We start from the raw sequence: 22,911 nt of genomic DNA on the forward strand, positions 1-22,911 counted from the left end.
GGAAGGGGATAGCATCGTGCTAAGCACCCCCCTTGCGGAGGAGATGTCCGGCAGGACAGAGGGGGGTGGCTGGGCGCAAACTTCAAGCCCTAGCGGCGAAAAAGGTCAAGGCCTCACCTGTCCCGACCCGCGTACGCGGTATTTGAACGACGTCAGTTGCTCGACGCCGACCGGCCCGCGCGCATGCATCTTGCCGGTGGCAATGCCGATTTCGGCGCCCATACCGAACTCACCGCCATCGGCAAACTGGGTCGAGGCGTTGTGCAGAAGGATCGCCGAATCGATCTCGCTGAAGAACCGTTCGACGGCCTTTGCATCCTCGGCGATGATCGCCTCGGTGTGATGCGATGAAAAATTCTCGATATGCTCGATCGCGCCGGCAACGCCGTCGACCAGCTTCACCGCAATGATGGCATCGAGATATTCGGTCACCCAGTCTGCATCGGTCGCGGGTTGGGCATCGGCATAAAGCTTCAGCACCTCGGCATCGGCATGGATCTCGCAGCCTGCCGCCTGTAGGGCCCCGAGGATCGGCACCAGGTGCGTGCCGGCGACGGCACGGTCGACCAGCAGCGTCTCGGCAGCACCGCACACCCCGGTGCGCCGCATCTTGGCATTGACCGCGATCTTGACCGCCATGTCGAGATCGGCCGATCCGTCGATATAGAGATGACAGATGCCCTCGAGATGCGCGAAGACCGGCACCCGTGCCTCGTTCTGCACACGCTCGACCAGCCTGCGGCCGCCGCGCGGGATGATGACCTCGAGATTGCCGGAAAGCCCTTTCAGCATTTCGCCGACGGCGGCGCGATCGGTGGTCGGCACCAACTGTATGGCATCCTCCGGCAGCCCGGCTGTCTTCAGCCCCTCGACCAGGCAGGCATGGATCGCGGCGGAAGAATTCGCCGAATCCGAGCCGCCGCGCAGGATCACCGGATTGCCCGCCTTGAGGCAGAGCGCGCCTGCATCGGCGGTCACGTTCGGCCGGCTCTCATAGATGACGCCGACGACGCCAAGCGGCGTGCGCACCCGTTCGATATGCAACCCGTTCGGCCGCTCCCAGGCGGCAATGACATCGCCGACCGGATCGCGCAACCCGGCGATTTCATTGATCCCGTCTGCCATGGCGCGGATGCGGGCGGGATCGAGCTTCAGCCGATCTATGAAGGAGGCGGAAAGCCCGGATTCGTGACCATTCGAAACATCGATGGCGTTAGCATCGAGAATGTCCTGCTCACGGGCGATGATGGCGTCGGCCATGGCGAGGAGCGCGGCATTCTTGGCAGCAGTGTTCGCAATGGCCAGCGGTCGGGCGGCAGCGCGCGCCTTGCGGCCTATCCGTGTCATCAAACTGGCTACATCATCGCCTTGGTGTTTGTTCAGCATTTGACCGATCCAGTGAAGCTGGTGGATTTACACGCGGGCAGCCTTCGCGGCAATGGCCGCAAATTTGAGGAAGCAGAATGAAGACAGTTATCCTCGTTGCTCTCGGCGCGATGCTCATACCGACAAGCCTCCGTGCCGCGGACTACTGCGACGACAAATTTGAACCTGGAGAGAGCCCCGACGGCAAGGCCATGCTTATGGTAAGCTCGATGATGTCCCTCGCACTCGCTGAGCGCTATTGCGGCGCGCCACCGACACCGCTTTCCCAGATCAACGTCGTTGTTGAAGAGTTGCATGGATGTGGGCCGCGCGCTCGGCTTGAGGCGGAATTCAAAAAAGGATGGAAGGGGCAGAAGCAATGACGACTGACGCGCTCATCCGCGATCTCGTCGTCGAAGACGACAAGGATGTTCCCCAAGCCGAAGTGGATCGACGTGCCAAGGCTGGCATCGAAGCGGAGTTGGGAGGTTGCAGCGAACTTCTGAAGATATACCAGGACTTTCAGGATCGATATCGCAACCCACCCAAATGGCCGCATGAGCCTGACCAGTAGCGCGCCGTCAATGGCGGGCTGCATCTCCGTCGGCCGCGCCGCTCACCACGAGGTCGTCGCGGTGGATCATCGCCGAACGCGCCTCGTAGCCGAGCACGGTTTCGATCTCGGTCGTCTTCAGGCCAGCGATCCTTACGGCATCGGCGGCATCATAGGCAACCAGCCCGCGCGCTATCTCGCGGCCCTCGGGCGACAGGATGGCCACCGTATCGCCGCGCGCAAAATTGCCGCTGACCAATTTGACGCCGGCCGGCAGCAGCGACTTGCCGGAGAGCAGCGCGCTGATCGCGCCGGCATCGACGGTCAGCCGTCCTGCAGGTTCGAGCTGCCCGGCGATCCAGGTCTTGTAACCCTTGACCGGATTGGCGCTCGGCCGGAAGAAGGTGGCGCGCTCGCCGCGCTCGATTGCCAGCAGCGGCGACAGCCGCGTGCCCGATGTGATGATCATGGCGGTGCCGGCGGCGGTGGCGATCTTGCCGGCGTCGAGCTTGGTGCGCATGCCGCCGCGCGACAATTCCGAAGCGGCAGCACCCGCCATTGCCTCGATGTCGGGAGTGATGCGGTCGACGACGGGAATGAACCGAGCTTGCGGGTCACGCGCAGGCGGTGCCGTGTAGAGCCCGTCAATGTCGGAAAGCAGCACCAAAAGGTCGGCGCCCATCATAGTGGCGACGCGCGCCGCCAGCCGGTCGTTGTCGCCATAGCGGATTTCCGATGTCGCCACCGTGTCGTTCTCGTTGATGACCGGCACTGCCGTCATCTTGAGCAGCGTCGAGATCGTCGCCCGCGCGTTGAGGTAGCGGCGGCGCTCTTCGGTGTCGCCGAGCGTCAGCAGGATCTGGCCCGATTTCAAGCCATTCTTGCCGAGCGCATCCGACCAGGCGCCGGCCAAGGCGATCTGCCCGACGGCAGCAGCGGCCTGGCTCTCCTCGAGCTTCAGCGCTCGCTTGCCGAGGCCGAGGATGGTGCGGCCGAGCGCAATCGCCCCGGAAGACACGACGAGAATTTCGGCGCCGCCATTGGCCAGCACGGTGATGTCGTCGGCAAGCGAGGCCAGCCAGTCGCGCTTCAGGCCCGTCGTGCGGTCGACAAGCAGCGCCGAGCCGATCTTGACGGCAATGCGCCGATAATTTTTCAGCGATTGCGCGGCCATGGCTATGTGTTCCAGCGCGTCTCGACCGGCGCAGCGACAGCTTCGCGGGCCTCCGCCACCACAGCCATCAGCGCGCGCAACACCGCCTCGACGCCTTCGCCGGTGACAGCAGAAAGCAGCATCGGCGCGCGGCCGGCGGCGCGTTTCAGCGAGGCGGTCTTTTTCTTGCGTGCGTCGGCATCGAGTATGTCGACCTGGGAAAGCGCGACGATTTCGACCTTGTCGGTTAGGCCGTTGCCGTAGGCTTCGAGCTCGGCACGCACGGTCTTGTAGGCCTTGGCCGGATTTTCTTCCTGCGCCGAGACAAGATGCAGAAGGACGCGCGTGCGCTCGACATGGCCAAGGAAGCGGTCGCCGATGCCGACCCCTTCATGCGCGCCTTCGATCAGGCCGGGAATGTCGGCGATGACGAATTCGCGCCCGTCGATGCGGGCCACGCCAAGGCCCGGATGCAGGGTGGTGAAGGGATAGTCGGCGATCTTCGGCTTGGCCGCGGTGACCGCCGCCAGGAAGGTCGACTTGCCGGCGTTGGGCAGCCCGACAAGGCCGGCATCGGCGATCAGCTTCAGCCTGAGCCAGACGTTGAGCTCTTCGCCTGGCAGTCCGGGATTGGCGCGGCGCGGCGCCTGGTTGGTCGAGGTCTTGAAGTGCTGGTTGCCGAAACCGCCATTGCCGCCCTTGGCCAACAGAAAGCGCTGGCCGACGACCGTCAGATCGCAGATCAGCGTCTCATTGTCCTCGGCAAAGACCTGTGTTCCGGCCGGCACTTTCAGCGTTACGTCGGCACCCTTGGCGCCGGTCATGTTGCGGCCCATACCGTGCGTCCCGGTCTTGGCCTTGAAATGCTGCTGATAGCGATAGTCGATCAGCGTGTTTAGTCCGTCGACTGCCTCCACCCAGACATCGCCGCCGCGGCCACCGTCGCCACCGTCCGGACCGCCGAACTCGATAAACTTTTCGCGGCGGAACGACACCGAACCGGCGCCGCCGTCGCCGGAGCGGATGTAGACCTTGGCTTGATCGAGAAATTTCATCGGATTGTATGGTTTCTGTTATTGGCTTTGCGGGATTGCTCTAAACCAAGGCGGGTCGAAGGGCGAGGGCCGTTTTTACTACTGTAACGTCGCGCGTATCTCTAGACGCGTAGCCTTTGGTTGACCCTTGCCGAAAATCGATCTTCGGCTTTCCAAGCGCGAGATGTCGGAATGAAGCTGGTAACTTACAATATCCACTACGGCGTCGGTCTCGACGGCCGGTACGATGTCGGCCGTATCGCCGATGCCGTGCGCGGCGCCAACGTGATCGCGCTGCAGGAGGTCACCCGCGCCAACCCGAAGAATGGCGGCCGCGACATGGTGGCCGAACTCGGCGAGGCGCTGCCCGACTATTTTGCCGTTTACGGCAGCAATTTCGAAGCCGACGCTGGCTCGCGCTTGGAGAACGGCCGCGCCATCACGACCACCTTCCAGCTCGGCAACATGGTGCTGTCGGGGACGCCGATCCATCTGTCGCGCAATCTCCTTTTGCCGCGCAGCCGCAGTTTCGAAGCAATGAACTTCCAGCGCGGCGCGCTGGAGGCGCTGATCGAAACGCCGCTTGGTCCGATCCGCTTCTATTCCACCCATCTCGACCACCGCAGCCCGGTTGAACGCCTGAGCCAAATCCGCTTTCTGCGCGAACGCCTATTAAACTACCCGCTCGAGGGCGGCGGGCTCTCCGGCGTCGCCGAGATCGGCTTGCCGGACCTGCCTTGTCCTGAAGCCTTCGTCGTCATGGGCGACTTCAACATGCTCGCCGGATCGCCGGAGCACGTCGAACTCGCCGGCCAACCCGACCATGAATTCGGCATGCCGGTGACCGCCGACCTCGCCGTCGATGCCGCCGTGCGCCTCGGCGCTGCCGGCGCCGATCTCGTCACCTGGGTCGACCCCAAGCGGCCGGGCGATACCAGCCGCTACAAGCGCATCGACTACATCTTCACCAGCGCTTCGCTTGCCAAATCGCTGAGGCGCCTGTGGGTCGACCGGCAAGCGGCCGGTTCGGACCACTTGCCGGTCTGGCTAGAGATGGCGTGAGCCGCATCCATCAAAAATGCACCCAGTTCCTGAGACTGGTCCAGGTCTTGCGATCGAGGCGGTAGCGTTCGACCGGCACCTGACCGGCAACGATCGAATTCAGCATGCCCTGGCCGGCATACTGGAAGCCGCATTTGTGGATGACGCGGCGCGAGGCCGGATTGATAACCCGCGTCGAGGCGTGCAGCACCTGGATCGTGGTTCTCTGGAAGGCAAGGTCGACCAGTGCGTGCGCTGCCTCCGTCGCGTAGCCGCGTTTCCAGTACGGCTCGCCGATCCAGTAGCCGAGCTCCAGCCCGCGATCCGTTGTGTTGAGTCCGGCACAGCCGACGAAGGTCTCGGTGCCGGCCAGCGTCAACGCATAGGCGATTCCAGCCCGGCGCGATGCCGTCATAGCCAGGAAAGCGCGTGCCTCCGCCTCGCCATAGGGATGCGGCATGCGAGCCAGCATTTCCGCGACATGGCGGTTGTCGGCGAGCGCCACCAATTGCTCGATGTCGCTTTCACGCGGGGCACGCATGACCAGCCGCTCGGTCGCGAGCACCGGGCAATCTATCGTGTAACTTTCGTCGTCTGAGTCTTCCGCTTCGGCAACCATGTCAGTCCTCCAGGCAAGAAAAAAGGGAGATGGAAACCCATCTCCCCTGATCCTTTTCCTGGCTTGGCCAGACACCGGTCCCGAGATGGGTGCCGGTGTTCTCGTGCGGAACCGGCTACTCCGCTGCCTTCGTCATCGGGTTCACCGATACGTAGGTTCGGCCATTGGCTTTTTTGTTGAAGGTGACTGCGCCAGCTTCGAGCGCAAACAGCGTGTGGTCCGTGCCAATGCCGACATTGGTGCCGGGATGCCACGTCGTGCCACGCTGACGAATGATGATGTTGCCCGGAATCACGGCTTCGCCGCCGAACTTCTTCACGCCGAGCCGCTTGGAATGGGAGTCGCGACCATTGCGCGACGATCCGCCAGCTTTCTTGTGTGCCATCTAACTACTCCGATGCGCCGTGAGACGCCTAAACAATCTTATGAACGCGTTCGCGTTCCGTTTCAAGTCCGATCCGGCGACGATTGCGCCGGGTCGTTCTACTTTTTCGCCAATTCCTTGGCCTGCTCGCGCCAGTCCTTGATCTGGTCGGCGCTGAACGGCATGTGCTCGTCGATCTTGGCGACATCCTTGTCGGACAGTTTGGCGATCTGTGCGAAGGTCGTGATGCCCTGTTCGTTGAGCTGGCCGGCTGCAACCGGGCCGATGCCCTTGATCACGGTCAGATCGTCCGGTTCGCCCTTCGGTGCCTTGAACAGCGGAGCGGCGGTTTCGGTTGCCTTGGCCTCGGTTTCCTTCGGCGCAGCCTCTGCGTTGGCTTCCTTCTTGGGAGCAGCCTTTACCTCAGTCTTGGCGGCGGCCTTCTTCGCCGGCTTGGCGCCATCCAGCAGGATCTCGGCGATCCTGACGGTGGTCAAAAGCTGACGATGGCCGATCTTGCGGCGCGAATTCTGCCGGCGGCGCTTCTTGAAGGCGATGACGGTGCGGTTCTTGCCCTGTTCGACGACTTCGGCGGTGACCAAGGCGCCGTCGACGAACGGCGCACCGAACGTGACGTTCTCGCCCTCGCCATGTGCGAGCACCTGGCCGATCTCAACGATATCGCCGACATTGGCTTCGAGTTTTTCGATCTTCAGGAGATCGTTGGCGGCAACGCGATACTGCTTGCCGCCCGTTTTGATGACTGCGAACATTTTTTGCCTTTCGCTGTTCGGTCGGCCTTGATGAACCGCCTTAGGCGGTTCGGCCGTCTTTTTGTCAGTCTGCGGGTTCAAAAAACAAGCGGCGCGGAAGATCCCTCCACGCCGATTGCGCGCTGTCCCTAACCGAACGTTCGGCTTGAGTCAAGGCAAGCGCCGCGGGCAAGCTGCAAACGGGTTGAGCCCAGTCCTTGCAAATATCGAGCAGCGGCTGCCGGAGGCTCGAAGGAAGCAGGGACAGAACCTGCGGCGACGGGGCAGATTGGCCCTTGTAACCTGCCTGTCCAGCCGTTATCTAGTGCGCCGCGCCGGCAACGGCGGACCATGACCGCGGAGAGGTGGCAGAGTGGTCGAATGCACCGCACTCGAAATGCGGCATGGGTGCAAGCCCATCGGGGGTTCGAATCCCTCCCTCTCCGCCACTTCGGAACGGTATGGCCCGAGCCATAGATAACAGCATCTCTCATCGCGCTGGTAATGGCTTAAGATCGCGGCCTATGCAGCCTTCCGCCGCAATTGGCTCACACTTAGCCACACCGCCGAAACCAGAAAGTAGAGGGCGCCTACTGCGGCATAGCCGGCCACGTTGCTGATGGATGGCGGCATCGGCATCCGCGCCTGCACGATGAAAAACGTGCCTGCCAGCGCTGATTGCCCTCCGCTCAGGATCATCGCCCACTGTGCACCATAGCTCTTCCAACGGCGGACTGCGGTGCCGAGTTGAAGCAGGCCAGACAGGATCGCCCATACGCCGAACACCCCGAGCACCCAATTCATGCTCATCTCCAGCGCGAGAACGACCGCGAGCGTTGTCACCATACTGACTACGAGGTTGATGGTCTGTGTGCGATTCTGTCCCAATCCTCCGCTGCGCGATGCGTCGACAAAATTGGCCAGGGCATCCCATGCAGGATAAGCCACGAGTAACACCGCCGCGATCTCCCCGGAATTCTGTCCCACCGTAAAGGCAGCCGCCACCCAAGCAGCCGAGAACGCCGTCCGAGCGAAGTAATAGAGCTTGAGCCATTGTTCCTGGCTGGCACGGGAAAGATCGCTATTGTGAACCGTCATTGGATGTCCTTTCGACTAGTAGGTAGAGAGTCTTGACGAACGTCGCGGAGCCGTTACGGCTATGGTTTGTTGAGATCTTAGTGTCGTATCTGGAGGGAACGCGGAGCGAGCCGCTCCAGGAGCGGGCCTGTTATGACGCCGAATATCGTCGGGTCGCCATAGGCCCGTGCCGAAAGCATCGCGCCGTGGACAGTCGCCATGAACGCTTCAGCCTCGGCGCGAGGGGTACTCATCAGTTGAAATTGGCCGCGCCGCGCGCCGCGCTCCAGCACGGATGTAAGCCAAGCCGACAGGGAGCGGAAATGCGCCCGGACCTCGACGCCCACTTCCTCGGGCAGAACGGGGAGCTCGCTTGCCAACAGCGCGCAGATACAAAACGGGGCGCTGGCGTCCGCAATGCAGGCTTCCCAATACCCGGCATAGATCCGCAACTGTTCGAGCGGATCGGATTCGTGAAGTTCGACATTTGCCATCCCCGCTTCAGCTTCTTCCCGATACCCCGCAACCAGCGTCCGAACCAGATCGACTTTGCTTGGGAAATGGTGATGGATGCTCGCCTTACGGATCCCGACCACATCAGCGATGTCGGCATAACTGAAACCGTTGTAGCCGCCGGCGACGATCAGAGAACGCGCACAAGCCAGGATGTCGTCAGAGGTGGTAGACAAGTTGCTCATGCCCTTACCTACCTTCTGGTAGGATGGCAGTCAAGCCTCCTTGCACGTGAAATTGGGTGGCTATGGCGTAGACGTCATTCGATCGTTATTGATCTCGGCTCGCCATAAATTCAGAAAGCGCCGGGTGTTTGTCGATCGAGGTAGCCATCCCACTTCGAGGAGGAGGCAACGCCCTCCGGCCGACCGGATCATTGCAATCGCCGGGCGCCACTAGGCGTTCGCACCGACTGCGCTATCTCCCCATCATTAGCCTTGTTCTATTGCTGGTTGAAGACTGGGAGGTTTCCATGGATCGGCGACTATTTTTGACAGGAATGTTTGGCATTGCCGGGGCCGCGGCCCTTGCAAGCACAGTTCGGCCAATCAACGCAGTGGCCGGCGTTCCAACTGCCAGAAGCGGCATTCTCGATGAACTCGAGGCGCCGGATGTCGAGACCTTCGACGACGACGAAACTCAAGCCGAGTTGCAACCAGTCTATCATCGCCGGTGGCACCGGCCGCGTCGGCGCCGCCGGCGTGCTTGGAGAAGGGTCTGTCGCGTTTACTGGCGAAATGGCTATCGGCGCAGGCGGTGCTTCCGCAGGCGCGTGTGGGTCTGGTTTCGATTCTAGCAACTGGCCGGCTTGAACCCTGGCCATTGCGGCCGGGGTTTTCGCCTCAGGCGGCCGTTAGCGCCCTTGGAGAGTTTGTCTAAGGGCGCCCGAGGAGGCTAACGGTGTTTGCAGGTTTCAGAGCCACCAGCTTGCGACTGGACGATACGACCATTTTCGCAAGGGTCGGTGGCACCGGTCCGCCGCTGCTGCTTCTTCACGGTTTTCCAGAAACGCATCTGATGTGGAGGGATATCGCCGCAGCCTTGGCGCCCCGCTTCACGGTGGTCGCCGCCGACCTTCGAGGCTATGGGCAAAGCGGATGCCCGGTTTCATCTGCCGATCATAGCCCATACGCCAAGCGCGCCATGGCCGGCGACATGGTTCAGGCCATGAAACAGCTGGGGTTTGAGCGGTTCATGGTTGCCGGGCATGACCGTGGCGGGCGGGTTGCCTATCGCCTGGCGCTCGACCATCCCGACAAAGTGCTCAAAGTCGCCGTCCTCGACATCATCCCCACCGCCGCAACATGGGATCGGGCGGATGCCAAACTGGCGCTCGGCTTCTGGCCCTGGAGCCTTCTTGCCCAGCCGGAGCCCCTGCCGGAGCGTCTGATAGGTGCGGCTCCCGATGCCGTCGTCGACGATGCAATAACGCAGTGGGGATCGTCGGCGAAAATGGTCTCCAAAGAGGTCAGGGACGCCTATGTTGATGCGCTTCGCGATCCCGCGCATATTCACGCCATCTGCGAAGAGTATCGCGCCGCTGCGACGATCGATCGTGAACATGACGCGCTGGACCAGGTAAACGGTCGTCGCATCGAGTGTCCGCTAGTGGCGCTATGGAGTGGCGAAGGCGCCCTGGAGAACTGGCATGCGCAAGAGGGCGGGCCGCTGGCCATTTGGAGGAAATGGGCCGACAGAGTGGAAGGACGCGCTGTCCAAGGCGGGCACTTTTTCCCAGAAGAGCACCCCGACAAAACGGCAGCGGCACTCTCGGAATTCTTCGAGGACAAACAGGACGGTCAGCACAGAGTATCGTAGAGGTCACATGCTTCAGTTACGCCGAACCTCGGGAGCGCTTCGCGGCCTGAGATCGAGAACCCTCCGAAAATCCGCCCGTCCGGCATCAACGTGCTTGATAAGGGAATGAAGGCTATCTCCACGGCCACGCCTCTGATGTGCAGCCTGATGTTTGTCGGAAGTTGCGCATCGCCTTTGCCGGCATCCTTTGATGCTGCGAAATACGACAAGATGAGTTGCGTCGAACTCAACGTGGCGATGGGCGCTGTCGCCGACGAAATGTCGGCGACAGCCATCGCTCGTGGCAAAGTCGTCCACACCAACATTCCGGGCTGGCTGTTGGGAGGGCAGCGTGTCGCCTCGACCGTGGCTGCCCGCCAGAGTGCGAAGATCGAGCGCTTGCGGCAGCAGGAGGCTGCGATTGCGGCGGCGAGGCGAAGCAGGTGCTGATTACGTCACTGAAGTGGGTCTTCAGCCCGCCACACCAGATTGATGCGCAGCGATCGCGCCGAGGAATATCTCGCCGAAATCCTTGAGCTTGGCGGCGCCGACACCGTTGACCGCGGCGAAGGCGTCCAGATCACGCGGGCAGCGTTCGGCCATATCGATCAGTGTACGATCCGAAAAGATCACGAAGGCCGGCACCTGGCGTTCCCGGGCAAGACGCAGCCGTACAGCCTTGAGCGCGGCCAGCAGAACCGAATCCAGACCTTCCGTACCTGCTGCGGTATCGGTCCGTATCTTGCCTCGCGATGACTGGCGCGCGTCCACGCGATACCGGAACGAGGCCTCGCCCCGAGCCAGCCCACGGCCCTTCTCGGCAATGGCGAGGCCGCCATGGCCGGTTGAGTCCAATGTCAGGAACCCTCCCGCGACGAGTTGGCGGAGCAGCGACAGCCACACATTTTTCTTGTGCGCGACACCGGTGCCGAAGCTGGCAAGCCTGTGGTGGTTCCTGTCCAGGACCTTCTCGGTTTCGTGGCCGAGCAGAACATCGACGACATGGGCGGCGCCAAAGCGCTCGCCGGTCTGTGCGATCGCCGCCAGGATGATCCGCGCCTCCGCCTCGCCATCCGCATGCGGCCCCTGGTCGAGGCAGTTGTCGCAATTGCCGCAAGGCGAAGCACTCTCGCCGAAATAGCCAAGCAGGATCTGACGGCGGCACTGCGTCGTCTCGCAGTAACCGATCAGCGTATCGAGTCGGCCATGCGCGCGCCTTTTGTGCTCAGCCGGCGCGTCCTCGTCTTCGATGAAAAGCCGGCGCATGCGGATATCGCCGAGACCGAAGAGCATATGTGCCTCGGCCGCCCGCCCGTCGCGGCCCGCCCGCCCGATTTCCTGATAATAGGCCTCCAAGCTGCCCGGCAGGTCGGTGTGGAAGACATAGGCGACGTCCGGCTTGTCGATCCCCATGCCGAAGGCGATGGTCGCCACCATCACCACGCCGGACAAGGTCATGAAAGCGTTTTGATTCGCTTCACGCGCGTCCTTGCTCATGCCGGCATGATAGGCGAGCGCGCGTACGCCGTTCCGCTCGAGGAACGCCGCCATCTCTTCGGTCTTTTTGCGCGACAGGCAATAGACGATCCCGCTGCGGCCTGCATGGCGCTGCACGAAGTTTAGCAATTGGCGCTTGCTGTCCTGCTTGGGCTCAATGCCTAGCTTGATGTTCGGCCGGTCGAAGCCGAGCACCACCGTATCGACGCGTCCGTCGAACAGTTGCGCGGCAATGTCGGTGCGCGTCGTCTCGTCCGCCGTCGCCGTCAGCGCAATGATCGGCACTTTCGGGAAGATATCACGTAGTCTCGACAATTCTTCGTATTCGCGCCGGAACGCCGGTCCCCATTGCGAGATGCAATGTGCCTCGTCGATGGCGATCAGCCGGACATCGAGCTTGGTCAACGCCTCGAGCATTCGCACGGTCATCAACCGCTCCGGTGCAAGATAGAGCAGGCGCGTCTGGCCTGCGGCGACACGGCGCCATGCAGCGACATTGGCATCGCGGTCGAGCGAGGAATTGATCGTATCGGCCGCCACGCCGGCAAGCCGCAATGCGGCGACCTGATCCTGCATCAGGGCCACCAGCGGCGAAACGACAATGGTGAGCCCGCCCAGCACCAGCGCCGGGACCTGGTAGCAGAGCGATTTGCCGGCGCCGGTCGGCATGACCGCCAGCACGTGATGCCCGGCCAGCAACGCCTCCATCACGGCCGCTTGGCCGAGACGAAAATCATCGAAGCCGAATATATCCTTCAGGACGCGCCGCTTGGAATCCTCCACCGGGACGCTCGCCGCTATCTGCATTAGGGAACTTTCGGGGATACGACCTGCCGAAATTCGCCGGCGAATCGCCAGGTGATTGCCTGGACAGCAGATTCGAACATTTATCGACCCCCTCTGGTCCTGTCCGCGGCACCGCCTGAGGCGAACTTCTCTCTCATTGGCCGATATCAGACCGTCGTTCCAGCCCCTATTCGCTTTGGCTGTGAATATCGCACCGCCTCGGAGCGGTTAATCCTATCTTCACCATCATTCGGCAGGTTCAGGTTCTGCGGTGATGTTTTGAGTACCGCGGCGCCACAGGCGCCCAGGCAACACGCCCGCGTCTCTCCGGAGGCGCGGGTTTTTTCGTTCTGAGAACCGGCTGCCTGATCTTCGGGCCCGCAGCTCAGTCGAGGAAATCGGCGCGGTGCGGCGTAAAGCTGTCGACCAGTCGTCCCGCCTGCAGCGCCTTGACGCCATGGACAAGGTTGGAAGGAACGATGAAGCTGCTTCCGGCTTCCAGGATCTCGGTCCTGCCGTCGATGGTGACCTCGAAGCGCCCTTCGGCGACGTAGCTCGCCTGGACGTGCGGGTGCGAGTGCAGCGCGCCGACGCCACCCTTGTCGAAACCGAACTCGACCATCATCAGCTCGTCCGTGTGCAGGAGCACGCGTCTGCGGTTGCCATCCGGCGTCGGCGTCCATGCGCCCTCACCGGCATGCGAGAAGATTTTGGTTCCGGTCATCGCCAAACTCTCATCTTTGGTTGTTCATCGCGCCAGCCAGCCGCCGTCCACCGGCATCACCGCGCCATGCATATAGTTCGATGCCGGCGCCAGCAGGAAGACGGCTGCGTCGCCGATGTCTTCCGGCGCGCCCCAGCGCCCGGCCGGAATGCGCGCCAGGATCGACGCGCTGCGGTCGGGATCGGCGCGCAGCGCCTCGGTGTTGTTGGTTTCGATATAGCCCGGCGCAATACCGTTGACATTGATGCCTTTTGCCGCCCATTCGCATGCCAGCAACCGGGTGATGCCGAGCACGCCGTGTTTGGAGGCGGTGTAGGAGGCGACACGAATGCCGCCCTGAAAGCTCAGTACCGAGGCGATGTTGACGATCTTGCCACGCCGCCCCGGCTCGGCAAGGACGCGCCTGGCAAAGCGCTGGCTGAGGAAGAACACCGTCTTGAGATTGACGCCGATGACGTCGTCCCAGTCGGCTTTGGTCAAGTCGACCGCATCGGCACGCCGGATGATGCCGGCATTGTTGACCAGGCCGTCGAGCGGCCCCGTATCATCCCAGACGCGGTCAAGCATCGCCTGGGCAGCGGCATCGTCGCCAAGGTCGCAGCGGACCGCCTCGAAGCGGCCGCCGGCCGCCGCAATCTTCTCCGCCGTCTCGTCCATCGCCGAGCGGCCGACGCCGACCACCGCGCCGCCGGCGCGCGCGATCGACACGGCGATGCCCTGGCCGATGCCGGTATTGGCGCCGGTGACGAGGAAACGCTTGCCGGTAAGGCTGAACGCAGAGAGGTCGCTCACCTGAGCTCCTCCATCATTACCAGGTCAACGTCGGTATAGTCGACATTGTCGCCGGCCATCGCCCAGATGAAGGCGTAGTTCGAGGTGCCGGCGCCCGAATGGATCGACCATCCCGGCGACAGCACCGCCTCCTCGTTTCGCATGACGAGATGGCGCGTTTCGTCCGGCTCGCCCATGAAATGAAACACCCGCGCCGCCTCCGGCAGATCGAAATAGAGATAGGCTTCCATGCGCCGGTCATGCACATGGCATGGCATGGTGTTCCAGACCGAACCGGAGGCAAGCTGCGTCATGCCGACGACAAGCTGACAGGTCTTTACCCCATCGGCATGGATGAACTGGAAGATCGAGCGCTCGTTGGAGGTTGCCTGGCTGCCGAGATCGAGCCGCTTGGCATCACCGATGCGGATCAGCCGGTTGGGATGGCCCTGATGCGCCGGCGCGCTGAGCAGGTAGAATTTAGCCGGCGCTGCCGGATTGGTCGCAGCGAACGATACCTCATCCGTGCCCATGCCGAGATAGAGCATGTCGCGCGCCTGCAGCTCGTAGGATTGACCGCCGGCCTTCACGATGCCGGCACCGGCGATGTTGACGATGATCATCTCACGGCGGTCGAGGAAATTCTTGGTCCCGGTCGGCTTGATCGCCTGCAGCGGCAGCGGTGTACCGGCGGGCATGGCGCCGCCGACGATCATGCGGTCGTAGTGGGTGTAGGTCAGGCCGACGCGGCCGGGTCGGAACAAGTCCTCGATCAAAAAATTGTGTCGCAGCTCGTCCGTTCCCATGGCAGCGGCAGAAACAGGATCGATGGCGAAGCGGGAGGTGAAATCCGTATGATTGTCAGTGTGATTCATTGCTGTCCCATGGGGCTGCCTCAATTGCTTATTCAGTGCCCGCGGCCTTGACCGAATCGGCATAAAAAACCTGGCGCGCATGCAGGCGCTCGCGATAGCGCTGCTGGCTGGCACCGAGATGCGCGCGCATCGCCTCCCGGGCCGCCTCGGCATCGCCTGCCGAGATGGCCTTGAGGATTACCAGATGCTCACGTTGCAGGCCGCGCTGATAGGCGTCCGATTGGGCGATCTCGGTCGACCATGGCGAGGTCACGTCGCAAGGAATGGCGCGCCGGCCGAGCACGTCGAGCATCTCGACATAGAACGGATTGTTGGTGGCGCTGGCGATTGCGCGGTGGAAAGCAAGGTCGGCCGGTCCCGTCGGCTCGCTGTTGAGGAGCAGCCGTTCGAATTCGAAGAAGGCTTCCTGGATCGCCGCTTCCTGCGCGGCGTTGCGGCGGATGGCAGCGAGCCCGGCGGATTCGATCTCGATCGCCAACCTGACTTCGAGCACGTTGAGGGCGATCGAATCCTTGCTGCCCATCTCCGCCGCAAGAGCACCGAATGCTGTCGAGATATGCTCGGTGACGAAGACCCCGGCGCCTTGGCGCGGCTCGACCAGGCCGTCCGCGGCAAGTTTGGCCAGCGCTTCGCGTATCACAGTGCGGCTGACCCCGAAGGTCTCGGTCAACTGGCCCTCGGTCGGCAGCTTCTGCCCTGGCTGGATCTCGCCCGCCTGCAGTTGCTTGCGGATCGCCGCAACGACGGTTTCCGAAAGTTTCGGTCTTCGTTCGACGCGCAGGCCGGCTGCGGTGTCTGAGGCCATGTCGCACCTCCTATTTGAAGACGCTCGGCAGCCACAGCGAAATGGCCGGAATGTAAGTGACGAGCCCCAGCACCACGAGGCCTGCGCCATAGAATGGCCAGATCGAGCGCATCGATTCCCAGACGGATATCTTGCCCACTGCGCACGCCACGAACTGCACCGCGCCCACCGGCGGCGTGTTCAGCCCGATGCCGAAATTGAGGATCATGATGATGCCGAAATGCACCGGATCGACGCCGTAGGCCTGCGCCACGGGCAGGAAGATCGGCGTACAAATGATGATCGTCGGCCCCATGTCCATAAAGGTGCCGAGGAACAGCATCAGGAGGTTGAGCAGGAGAAGCACGACCAGCGGATCGTCCGAGATCGCGTTCATGGAGGCGATGAGCGCTGCCGGCACTTTCAGGAAGGCCATCAACCAGGAGAACGCCGCCGCCATGCCGATGATGAGCAGCACCATGGCCGTGGTGCGCACGGCGCCGTAGGTGGCATGAACGAAACCTTCCCAGGTCATCTGCCGGTAAACGAAGACGGTTACGAACAACGCATAGATGACGGCGATACAGGAACTCTCGGTAGCCGTGAACACGCCCGATCGTACGCCGCCGAAGATGATCGCGATCAGCAGCAGGCCGGGCACCGCGACGGCGAAGAGATGCGCAACGGCGGTGAAGCCCGGAAACGGCTCAGTCGGATAGCCGCGGGAGCGCGCTACGATATAGGCGGTCACCATCAGCGACAGGGCCAATAGCAGGCCCGGGATGATACCGGCCGTGAACAGATCGGCGATGGAGATCTTTCCGCCTGCCGAGATCGAATAGATGATCATGTTGTGCGACGGCGGCAGCAGCAGCGCGATCAGCGCCGCCATCGACGTGACGTTGACGGCGTAGTCCGCTCCATAGCCGCGCGCCTTCATCTGCGGGATCATCAGGCCGCCTACCGCCGCTGCCTCCGCCACCGCGGAGCCCGAAATGCCGCCGAACAGTGTAGCGGTGGCGATGTTGACCTGCCCGAGGCCGCCGCGCAAATGACCGACGAGCGAGCCGGCGAAGGCAACGATCTTGCTGGCGATGCCGCCGCGCACCATCAAGTCGCCGGCGTAGATGAAAAACGGAATGGCCAGCAGCGAAAAGACGCTCATGCCGGAATTCAGTCGCTGGAATACGATGAGCGGCGGCAGGCCCATATAGAGGACGGTGGCAAGGCTTGCGACGCCGAGGCAGAAAGCGATTGGCGTGCCGATAAGCATCAGCAGGGTGAAGACGCCGAACAGAATCCACAGTTCCATGGCGTCAGACCTTCACGTTCGCGGTGTCGAGTTCGGCCGCGACTTCGGCCGGCGGCAGTCCATCTAGGGCATCGTCGATCGGTGCGCCGGAGAGGCGAAGCACGATGCGCTCCAGAGTGAAGAGCACGATGAGCGCTCCTCCCGCGACAAGCGGGACGTAGTCCCAGCCCCCCGATATGCCGAGTGACGGCAAGGTAGAGCCCCAGGTCAATGCGACCAGCTGGCTGCCATACCAGATCATGCCGATGCCGAAGGCGAGCGCGACGAGGTCCGAAATCATCCGCAGCCAACGCTTGCCGCCTTTCGGCAGCACGTAGAGCAGGACGTCGAAGCCAAGATGGTAGTTCTCGCGCACACCGACGGCGGCGCCGAGGAAAATGAACCAGCTCATCAGCATCACCGAGCCCGGCTCGGTCCAGCTCGGCGAGCGGTTCAGAACATAGCGGCCGAACACCTGCCATGCGACGAAGGCGGTCATCAGCACCAGCCCGATGCCGGCGATCGACAGCGCCGCCGTGCTGACGCGCGACATCACTTGCGCGACGCCGGACAGAAGCGGTCTTGGTTTTGGGCTGGAAGCCACCCGGTTTTCTCCGCAAGAGGATGGCGGCGCGGAATGTCCGCGCCGCCGCTTGATCACTGCACGGCCTTGATGGCTTCGACCATGGCCTTCAGCTTGTCATCCTTGACGTGCTTCTCGTAGACCGGCCCCATCGCCTCGATGAAGGGCTGCTTGTCCGGCGTCGTGATCTGCGAACCTGCTGCCTCGACCTTGGCGCGCGATTCCTTGACCTTGGCGGTCCACAGCTCGCGCTGCTTGGCGACGCTTTCTTTGGCGGTCGCCTTGAAGATCGCCTGGTCTTCCGGCGTCAGCTTGTCCCAGCTCGACTTCGCCATGACGAAGGCTTCCGGCACCATCGTGTGCTCGTCGAGCGAATAATACTTGGCGACTTCCGCGTGCTTGGCAGTGTCGTAGCTCGGAAAATTATTCTCCGCGCCGTCGATGACCCCGGTCTCGATCGCCGAATACACTTCGCCATAAGGCATCGGTGTCGCGTTGGCGCCGAGTGCCGCCACCATGTCGACGAAGATGTCGGACTGGATGACGCGGAACTTCATGCCGGCCATATCGGCTACAGTGTTGATCGGCTTCTTCGAATTATAGAAGGAGCGCGCACCGCCGTCGTAAAAGGCGAGCAACACCAGCCCGACGTGGTCGAACGCCGCCGCGATCTGGTCGCCGATCGCCCCGTCCATGACCTTGTGCATATGCTCTTCCGAACGGAAGATGTAGGGCAGCGAGGGCACGGTGGTCTCGGGGATGAGCCCGTTGAACGGCGCCATCGACACACGGTTGAGATCGATCACGCCGGTGCGCACCTGCTCGATCGTGTCCTTTTCCTCGCCAAGTTGCGCGGAAGGATAGATCTCGATCACATAGCGGCCAGCGGTGCGCTCCTTCACCAGCTCGCCGAAATATTTGACCGCCTCGACCGTTGGATAGCCATCCGGGTGGGTGTCGGACGAGCGCAGGACCGTCTGGGCGCTTGCCGATCCGGCCAGCAGTGCGGCGGCAACTAGCGTAGCTCCCGCCAGTCTAGAGAAATGCAGCATTGGTTTCCTCCCGTTTTTGAAACGATGGCGGCAAGCGCCGTTAGAGCCGGTACGCCTTTTTCGCGAGCGTATAGGCAAGTTCCTGCGCCAGCTCGTGCGCCTCGTCTTCGCCGAGCCGATGCTCGGTGACGAGACGCGCCAGATATGCGCAATCGACCCGGCGCGCCACATCATGGCGGGCCGGTATGGATGGAAAGGCGCGGGTGTCGTCGTTGAAACCGACGGTGTTGTAGAAACCAGCCGTTTCGGTGGTCATCTCACGGAACCGGCGCATCCCTTCGGGGCTGTCGTGGAACCACCAGGCCGGCCCGAGCTTCAATGCCGGGTAAACGCCGGCGAGCGGCGCCAGCTCGCGCGCATAGCTGGTCTCGTCGAGGGTGAAGAGGATGACCGTGAGGTCGCGCTCCAGCCCGACACAGTCGAGCAGCGGCTTCAGCGCCGTCACATAATCGGTGCGGGTCGGGATATCGAAGCCTTTGTCCCTGCCGAACCTGTCAAAGATAGCCGGCGAATGATTGCGCCAGGAGCCGGGATGGATCTGCAGGACCAGCCCGTCGTCGCGGCTCATCTTAGCCATCTCGGTCAGCATCTGGGCGCGAAACAATTTTCGCTCGCGCTCGTCGTCCGAACCCCGGCGGATACGGTTGAACAGCTCCGTGGCGGCGGCATCCGAAAGATTAGCGGTGTCGGCCGTCGGATGGCCGTGATCGGAGGACGTCGCACCGAAACTCTTGAAGAAGGCGCGCCGCTGGCGATGCGCAGCGAGATAGCCGGCCCAAGTGCCAGTGTCGCAGCCGGTGATGTCGCCAAGTCGGTCGAGATTGGCCGAAAAACCTTCGAAATCGGGATCGACGACCGCATCCGGCCGATAGGCGGTAACGACGCGGCCCTGCCAGCCGCTGTCGCGGATCATCTGGTGCCATCTGAGATTGTCGAGCGCACCTTCGGTCGTTGCGATGACCTCAATGTTGAAGCGCTCGAACAGAGCGCGGGGACGGTAATCCTCACGCTGCAGCAAGGTCGCGATCGTGTCGTAATGACGGTCGGCGGTTGCGACCGTCAGCGGCTCTTCGATGCCGAACAGATGGGCGAGCACATGGTCGAACCACAGCCGGGTCGGCGTACCCCGAAACAGGTAATAATGCTCGGCGAAGCGCCGCCAGATCGTTCTGCCGTCGGTCTCTACCAGCGAGCCGTCAAGCGTCGGCACCCCAAGCTCCTCAAGCAGAACGCCCTGGCTGAACAGCATGCGGAAAATGTAGTGGTCCGGCACGATCAGCAACTGTGCCGGATCGGGAAACGCCTCGTTGAGCGCATACCAGCGCGGATCGGTGTGGCCGTGCGGGCTGACGATCGGCAGATCCTTGACCGCGGCGTAGAGATCGCGGGCCAGCGAAAGCGAGCGCGCCTCGGCGGCAAACAGCAAATCCGGATCCGTCAATGCGGCCACGTAGATCCTCCCAACACGGACATCGGTAGGGTTGGAAAGAAATAATGTCAACATACAAAAACCGGGTTGTTGTATGATGACTTTTCGTCGGCCATTGCCCATTGTGCGTGACAGCATCGGGTGTTACGCCGCCTGCCAGCAGGGACCCAACAATCTCGATCAGGCACGTGGCGCAATGACCAACAGACGCCTTTCCAACAGCACGCTGACGGCACTGCCGGCTTCGGTCGCGGTTCCGCGCTACGCCCGCGGCGGCGTCGCACCGGGCATCGTCCATCTCGGCGTCGGTGCGTTCCATCGCGCCCATCAGGCGGCCTATGTCGACGACTGCCTGGCAGCGGGAGAGGCGGACTGGGGCATTGTCGGCGTGTCCTTGCGCAGTCCAGACACGCGCGACGCACTGGCGCCGCAGGATGGCCTCTACACGCTGGCGATCAGGAGCAGCATCGGCGAAGAGCCGCGCGTCATCGGTTCGATCCTGTCGATGCTGGTGGCGCCGGAAGATCCGGCTGCGGTGCTCGCCGCTCTGACGGATCAGCGCACCCGCATCGTCACGCTCACGATCACAGAAAAGGCTTATCTGAGAGCAGCCGGCGGCGGTCTGGACAGCACCCATCCGGACATCGTCCATGATTTGGCTAACCCGCAAATGCCACGGACGGCGCATGGTTTTCTCACCGAAGCGCTGTCGCGCCGCCGTTTCGCCGGCATCAAGCCTTTCACCGTGCTCTGCTGCGACAACCTTCCGGCCAATGGCGCTACGCTGCACCGCCTGCTGGTCGAATTCGCAGCACTGCGCGATCCCGGCCTTGCCGGGCACATCGCCGATGGCGTCGCCTTCCCGTCGAGCATGGTCGACCGCATCGTGCCGGCGACCACCGATGCCGACCGGGCGCGTATCGCCGTCGAGCTCGGCGTCGAGGATGCCTGGCCGGTGATGACCGAGCCGTTCTGCCAATGGGTGGTCGAGGATGATTTCCCGGCAGGCAGGCCGGTCTGGGAAGAGTTCGGCGTCACCATGGTCGGCGACGTCGGGCCCTTCGAGGACATGAAGCTGCGGCTGCTCAACGGTTCGCATTCGGCAATCGCCTATCTCGGCCTGCTCAGCGGCTTCGACACGGTCGACCGCGCCTTTGCCGATCCGGCGATCCGGCAATTCGTCGACGAACTATGGGCCGAGGCTATCCCGACACTGCCGCAGGACGCCGGGCTCGATACGGCCGGCTACACGGCCCAGCTCGCCGAACGCTATTCGAACACCGCGCTCGCCCATCGCACGGCGCAGATCGCCAATGACGGCAGCCAGAAGCTGCCGCAGCGCATAGTCGCCTCGGCCCTCGATCGACTGAGCGCCGGTGACCCGCCCGCGCATCTCATGTTGGTGGTGGCGGCCTGGATCGCCGCTTGCGAGGCGCGCGGCAAAACCTTGCCGGAAGCCCATTTTACCGACCCGATCGACACTCCGCTTACGGCGCTCGGCAGCCGGCCGGCTGATGAAACGGTGACAGCGATATTCGATCTCGCCGGCTTCGCCAAAGACCATTCCCACCGCATGACACTGATCGATCTGACGGCAGCCCATCTCGAGCGCCTGCGGCGGGGCGGACCTGCCGCTGCCTTCGCGGCGCTTGGCATACGGAGTGAGAAGCCATGAGACAAACCTGGCGCTGGTTCGGGCCAGACGATCCGGTGACGCTTGCCCATGTCCGTCAAGCCGGCGCCGTCGGCATCGTCAGCGCGCTGCATCACCTCAATGACGGCCGCGCCTGGCCGGCGGACGAGATCGCCAGGCGCAAGGCCGACATCGAGGCAGCGGGCCTGACCTGGGATGTGGTCGAAAGCATTGTCGTCCATGAGGACATCAAGACCCGCAGCGGCAACTGGCGCACCCTGATCGACAATTACAAGGCGTCGGTCCGCTCCGTCGCCGCCGCCGGGATCAATACCGTCTGCTATAATTTCATGGCGATCACCGACTGGACGCGCACAGACCTCGATTATCCCATGCCGCATGGCGGCACGGCGCTGCGCTTCGATGTCGTCGAGCTCTGCGCCTATGACGTCTTCATCCTTGAGCGAGAAGGGGCGGAGGCCGATCACCCGCCGGCCCGCGTCGAAGCCGCGCGTGTGCGACTGCAAGGACTGAGCGACAGCGACAAGGCAAGGCTGGAGCGCAACCTGATCGGCTGGGTCCCGGCGCGCGAATTCATCTTCGATCGGGCAAGCTTCCGCCGCGCCCTCGACCTCTACAAGGACGTCTCCACCGAAGGCCTGCGCGAAAACCTGTTTGCCTTCCTGCGCGAGATCGTGCCGGTGGCCGAAGAGGCCGGGGTCAGGATGGCGATCCACCCCGACGATCCACCTTTTTCGCTGTTCGGCCTGCCGCGCATCGTTTCCAATGCTAATGATGCCCGCGCGCTGCTCGACGCCGTCGCTTCGCCGGCCAACGGGTTGACGCTGTGCACCGGCTCCTACGGGGCGGGCGCGCAGAACGATCTGCCGACGATGGCCAAGGCCTTCGCCGAAAACATCCATTTCGCCCATCTGCGCAACGTCACCAAGGAGCCAGACGGCTCCTTCCACGAAGCCGAGCACCTCGACGGCGACACCGACATGGTGGCGGTCGTGTCGGCGCTGATTGGCGAAGAGCGCCGGCGCAAGGCGGCAGGCAGGGCGGACTGGCAGATTCCGATGCGCCCCGACCATGGCCACGCCATCGTCGACGACATCGGCAAGAAGGTGAACCCCGGCTATTCCTGCATCGGCCGCCTGAAGGGCCTCGCCGAACTGCGCGGCGTCATGCGCGCAGTGGAGGCGCTGACAGTTTGAG

General features: G+C 62.9%; 24 protein-coding genes and 1 tRNA gene. 8 read left to right on the plus strand and 17 right to left on the minus strand.

The annotated features are described in order from the left end of the window. Window positions 1-105: 105 nt before the first annotated feature. Entirely contained in the window at window positions 106-1,386 is a 1,281-nt protein-coding gene (locus NKH17_RS17505; RefSeq protein ID WP_352479602.1) for a glutamate-5-semialdehyde dehydrogenase, read from the minus strand. Window positions 1,387-1,463: 77 nt separating this feature from the next. On the opposite strand from NKH17_RS17505, the gene NKH17_RS17510 reads away from it, so the two are divergent. Continuing rightward, window positions 1,464-1,748 (plus strand): hypothetical protein, encoded by a 285-nt coding sequence (locus tag NKH17_RS17510; RefSeq protein ID WP_352479601.1) that lies wholly within the window; start codon window positions 1,464-1,466, stop codon window positions 1,746-1,748. Beyond that, window positions 1,745-1,939, plus strand: a complete 195-nt coding sequence (locus tag NKH17_RS17515) for a hypothetical protein (RefSeq protein ID WP_352479600.1) — start codon at window positions 1,745-1,747, stop codon at window positions 1,937-1,939. Before NKH17_RS17510 ends, NKH17_RS17515 begins: the two co-directional genes overlap by 4 nt. Window positions 1,940-1,946: 7 nt before the next feature. On the opposite strand, the gene proB is transcribed toward NKH17_RS17515, so the two are convergent. Both proB and obgE read right to left on the minus strand, forming a co-directional pair. Further along, the gene (gene proB / locus NKH17_RS17520) at window positions 1,947-3,092 is read right to left on the minus strand and encodes a glutamate 5-kinase (protein ID WP_352479599.1); all 1,146 of its coding nucleotides are present in this window, start codon (window positions 3,090-3,092) and stop codon (window positions 1,947-1,949) included. Window positions 3,093-3,094: 2 nt separating this feature from the next. After that, complete coding sequence (gene obgE, locus NKH17_RS17525) at window positions 3,095-4,126, minus strand: GTPase ObgE (protein WP_352900742.1); 1,032 nt, start codon at window positions 4,124-4,126, stop codon at window positions 3,095-3,097. A gap of 171 nt (window positions 4,127-4,297) precedes the next feature. Between obgE and NKH17_RS17530 the strand changes: the two genes are divergently transcribed. Continuing rightward, complete coding sequence (locus NKH17_RS17530; RefSeq protein WP_352900745.1) at window positions 4,298-5,167, plus strand: endonuclease/exonuclease/phosphatase family protein; 870 nt, start codon at window positions 4,298-4,300, stop codon at window positions 5,165-5,167. A gap of 10 nt (window positions 5,168-5,177) precedes the next feature. On the opposite strand, the gene NKH17_RS17535 is transcribed toward NKH17_RS17530, so the two are convergent. The 3 genes from NKH17_RS17535 to NKH17_RS17545 all read right to left on the minus strand — a co-directional run bounded on the left by NKH17_RS17535 (window position 5,178) and on the right by NKH17_RS17545 (window position 6,902). Next, the gene (locus NKH17_RS17535; RefSeq protein ID WP_254820471.1) at window positions 5,178-5,765 is read right to left on the minus strand and encodes a GNAT family N-acetyltransferase; all 588 of its coding nucleotides are present in this window, start codon (window positions 5,763-5,765) and stop codon (window positions 5,178-5,180) included. Window positions 5,766-5,880: 115 nt separating this feature from the next. Continuing rightward, the gene (gene rpmA, locus NKH17_RS17540; RefSeq protein WP_023678077.1) at window positions 5,881-6,150 is read right to left on the minus strand and encodes a 50S ribosomal protein L27; all 270 of its coding nucleotides are present in this window, start codon (window positions 6,148-6,150) and stop codon (window positions 5,881-5,883) included. A 98-nt stretch (window positions 6,151-6,248) separates the two neighbouring features. Beyond that, complete coding sequence (locus NKH17_RS17545; protein WP_352479596.1) at window positions 6,249-6,902, minus strand: 50S ribosomal protein L21; 654 nt, start codon at window positions 6,900-6,902, stop codon at window positions 6,249-6,251. 338 nt (window positions 6,903-7,240) lie between these two features. Between NKH17_RS17545 and NKH17_RS17550 the strand changes: the two genes are divergently transcribed. Beyond that, window positions 7,241-7,330: transfer RNA gene (locus NKH17_RS17550), tRNA-Ser, on the plus strand. Between the two features lie 73 nt (window positions 7,331-7,403). Here the strand turns inward: NKH17_RS17550 and NKH17_RS17555 are convergent. Both NKH17_RS17555 and NKH17_RS17560 read right to left on the minus strand, forming a co-directional pair. Next, window positions 7,404-7,979: a DUF308 domain-containing protein gene (locus NKH17_RS17555; protein WP_352900749.1), complete on the minus strand. Its 576-nt coding sequence runs from the start codon at window positions 7,977-7,979 to the stop codon at window positions 7,404-7,406. Window positions 7,980-8,056: 77 nt separating this feature from the next. Further along, a complete protein-coding gene (locus tag NKH17_RS17560) occupies window positions 8,057-8,656 on the minus strand; it encodes a TetR/AcrR family transcriptional regulator (protein WP_352900752.1) in 600 nt (199 codons plus the stop codon). A 715-nt stretch (window positions 8,657-9,371) separates the two neighbouring features. On the opposite strand from NKH17_RS17560, the gene NKH17_RS17565 reads away from it, so the two are divergent. Together NKH17_RS17565 and NKH17_RS17570 are read left to right on the plus strand one after the other, a co-directional pair. Then, entirely contained in the window at window positions 9,372-10,289 is a 918-nt protein-coding gene (locus NKH17_RS17565; RefSeq protein ID WP_352900755.1) for an alpha/beta fold hydrolase, read from the plus strand. 210 nt (window positions 10,290-10,499) lie between these two features. After that, window positions 10,500-10,718 (plus strand): hypothetical protein, encoded by a 219-nt coding sequence (locus NKH17_RS17570; protein ID WP_245274746.1) that lies wholly within the window; start codon window positions 10,500-10,502, stop codon window positions 10,716-10,718. A 21-nt stretch (window positions 10,719-10,739) separates the two neighbouring features. Here the strand turns inward: NKH17_RS17570 and recQ are convergent, their stop codons facing one another. From recQ to uxaC, 9 genes are all read right to left on the minus strand, one after another. Then, complete coding sequence (gene recQ / locus NKH17_RS17575; protein ID WP_352900758.1) at window positions 10,740-12,572, minus strand: DNA helicase RecQ; 1,833 nt, start codon at window positions 12,570-12,572, stop codon at window positions 10,740-10,742. Between the two features lie 364 nt (window positions 12,573-12,936). Beyond that, complete coding sequence (locus tag NKH17_RS17580; RefSeq protein WP_254820465.1) at window positions 12,937-13,275, minus strand: cupin domain-containing protein; 339 nt, start codon at window positions 13,273-13,275, stop codon at window positions 12,937-12,939. A 24-nt stretch (window positions 13,276-13,299) separates the two neighbouring features. After that, entirely contained in the window at window positions 13,300-14,067 is a 768-nt protein-coding gene (gene kduD, locus NKH17_RS17585) for a 2-dehydro-3-deoxy-D-gluconate 5-dehydrogenase KduD (protein ID WP_352900760.1), read from the minus strand. Continuing rightward, window positions 14,064-14,921 (minus strand): 5-dehydro-4-deoxy-D-glucuronate isomerase, encoded by an 858-nt coding sequence (gene kduI, locus NKH17_RS17590; protein WP_352900763.1) that lies wholly within the window; start codon window positions 14,919-14,921, stop codon window positions 14,064-14,066. Before kduI ends, kduD begins: the two co-directional genes overlap by 4 nt. Before the next feature lie 28 nt (window positions 14,922-14,949). Beyond that, window positions 14,950-15,726, minus strand: a complete 777-nt coding sequence (locus NKH17_RS17595) for a FadR/GntR family transcriptional regulator (RefSeq protein ID WP_254820462.1) — start codon at window positions 15,724-15,726, stop codon at window positions 14,950-14,952. A 10-nt stretch (window positions 15,727-15,736) separates the two neighbouring features. Beyond that, window positions 15,737-17,017, minus strand: a complete 1,281-nt coding sequence (locus NKH17_RS17600; protein ID WP_352900766.1) for a TRAP transporter large permease — start codon at window positions 17,015-17,017, stop codon at window positions 15,737-15,739. Window positions 17,018-17,021: 4 nt separating this feature from the next. Beyond that, the gene (locus NKH17_RS17605; protein ID WP_352900773.1) at window positions 17,022-17,549 is read right to left on the minus strand and encodes a TRAP transporter small permease; all 528 of its coding nucleotides are present in this window, start codon (window positions 17,547-17,549) and stop codon (window positions 17,022-17,024) included. A 104-nt stretch (window positions 17,550-17,653) separates the two neighbouring features. Next, on the minus strand, window positions 17,654-18,631 hold the full coding sequence (locus tag NKH17_RS17610; protein ID WP_352901026.1) for a TRAP transporter substrate-binding protein: 978 nt from the start codon (window positions 18,629-18,631) through the stop codon (window positions 17,654-17,656). Between the two features lie 40 nt (window positions 18,632-18,671). Next, entirely contained in the window at window positions 18,672-20,081 is a 1,410-nt protein-coding gene (gene uxaC, locus NKH17_RS17615; protein ID WP_352971524.1) for a glucuronate isomerase, read from the minus strand. Between the two features lie 175 nt (window positions 20,082-20,256). Between uxaC and NKH17_RS17620 the strand changes: the two genes are divergently transcribed. Then, window positions 20,257-21,735 carry a mannitol dehydrogenase family protein gene (locus NKH17_RS17620; protein ID WP_352901023.1) on the plus strand — a complete coding sequence of 493 codons (1,479 nt, stop codon included), beginning with the start codon at window positions 20,257-20,259 and terminating at the stop codon, window positions 21,733-21,735. After that, window positions 21,732-22,910 (plus strand): mannonate dehydratase, encoded by a 1,179-nt coding sequence (gene uxuA / locus NKH17_RS17625; protein WP_352801582.1) that lies wholly within the window; start codon window positions 21,732-21,734, stop codon window positions 22,908-22,910. Before NKH17_RS17620 ends, uxuA begins: the two co-directional genes overlap by 4 nt. Window position 22,911: the final 1 nt, after the last annotated feature.

The sequence above is a fragment of the Mesorhizobium sp. M1334 genome, assembly GCF_040317995.1.
Taxonomy (GTDB): domain Bacteria; phylum Pseudomonadota; class Alphaproteobacteria; order Rhizobiales; family Rhizobiaceae; genus Mesorhizobium.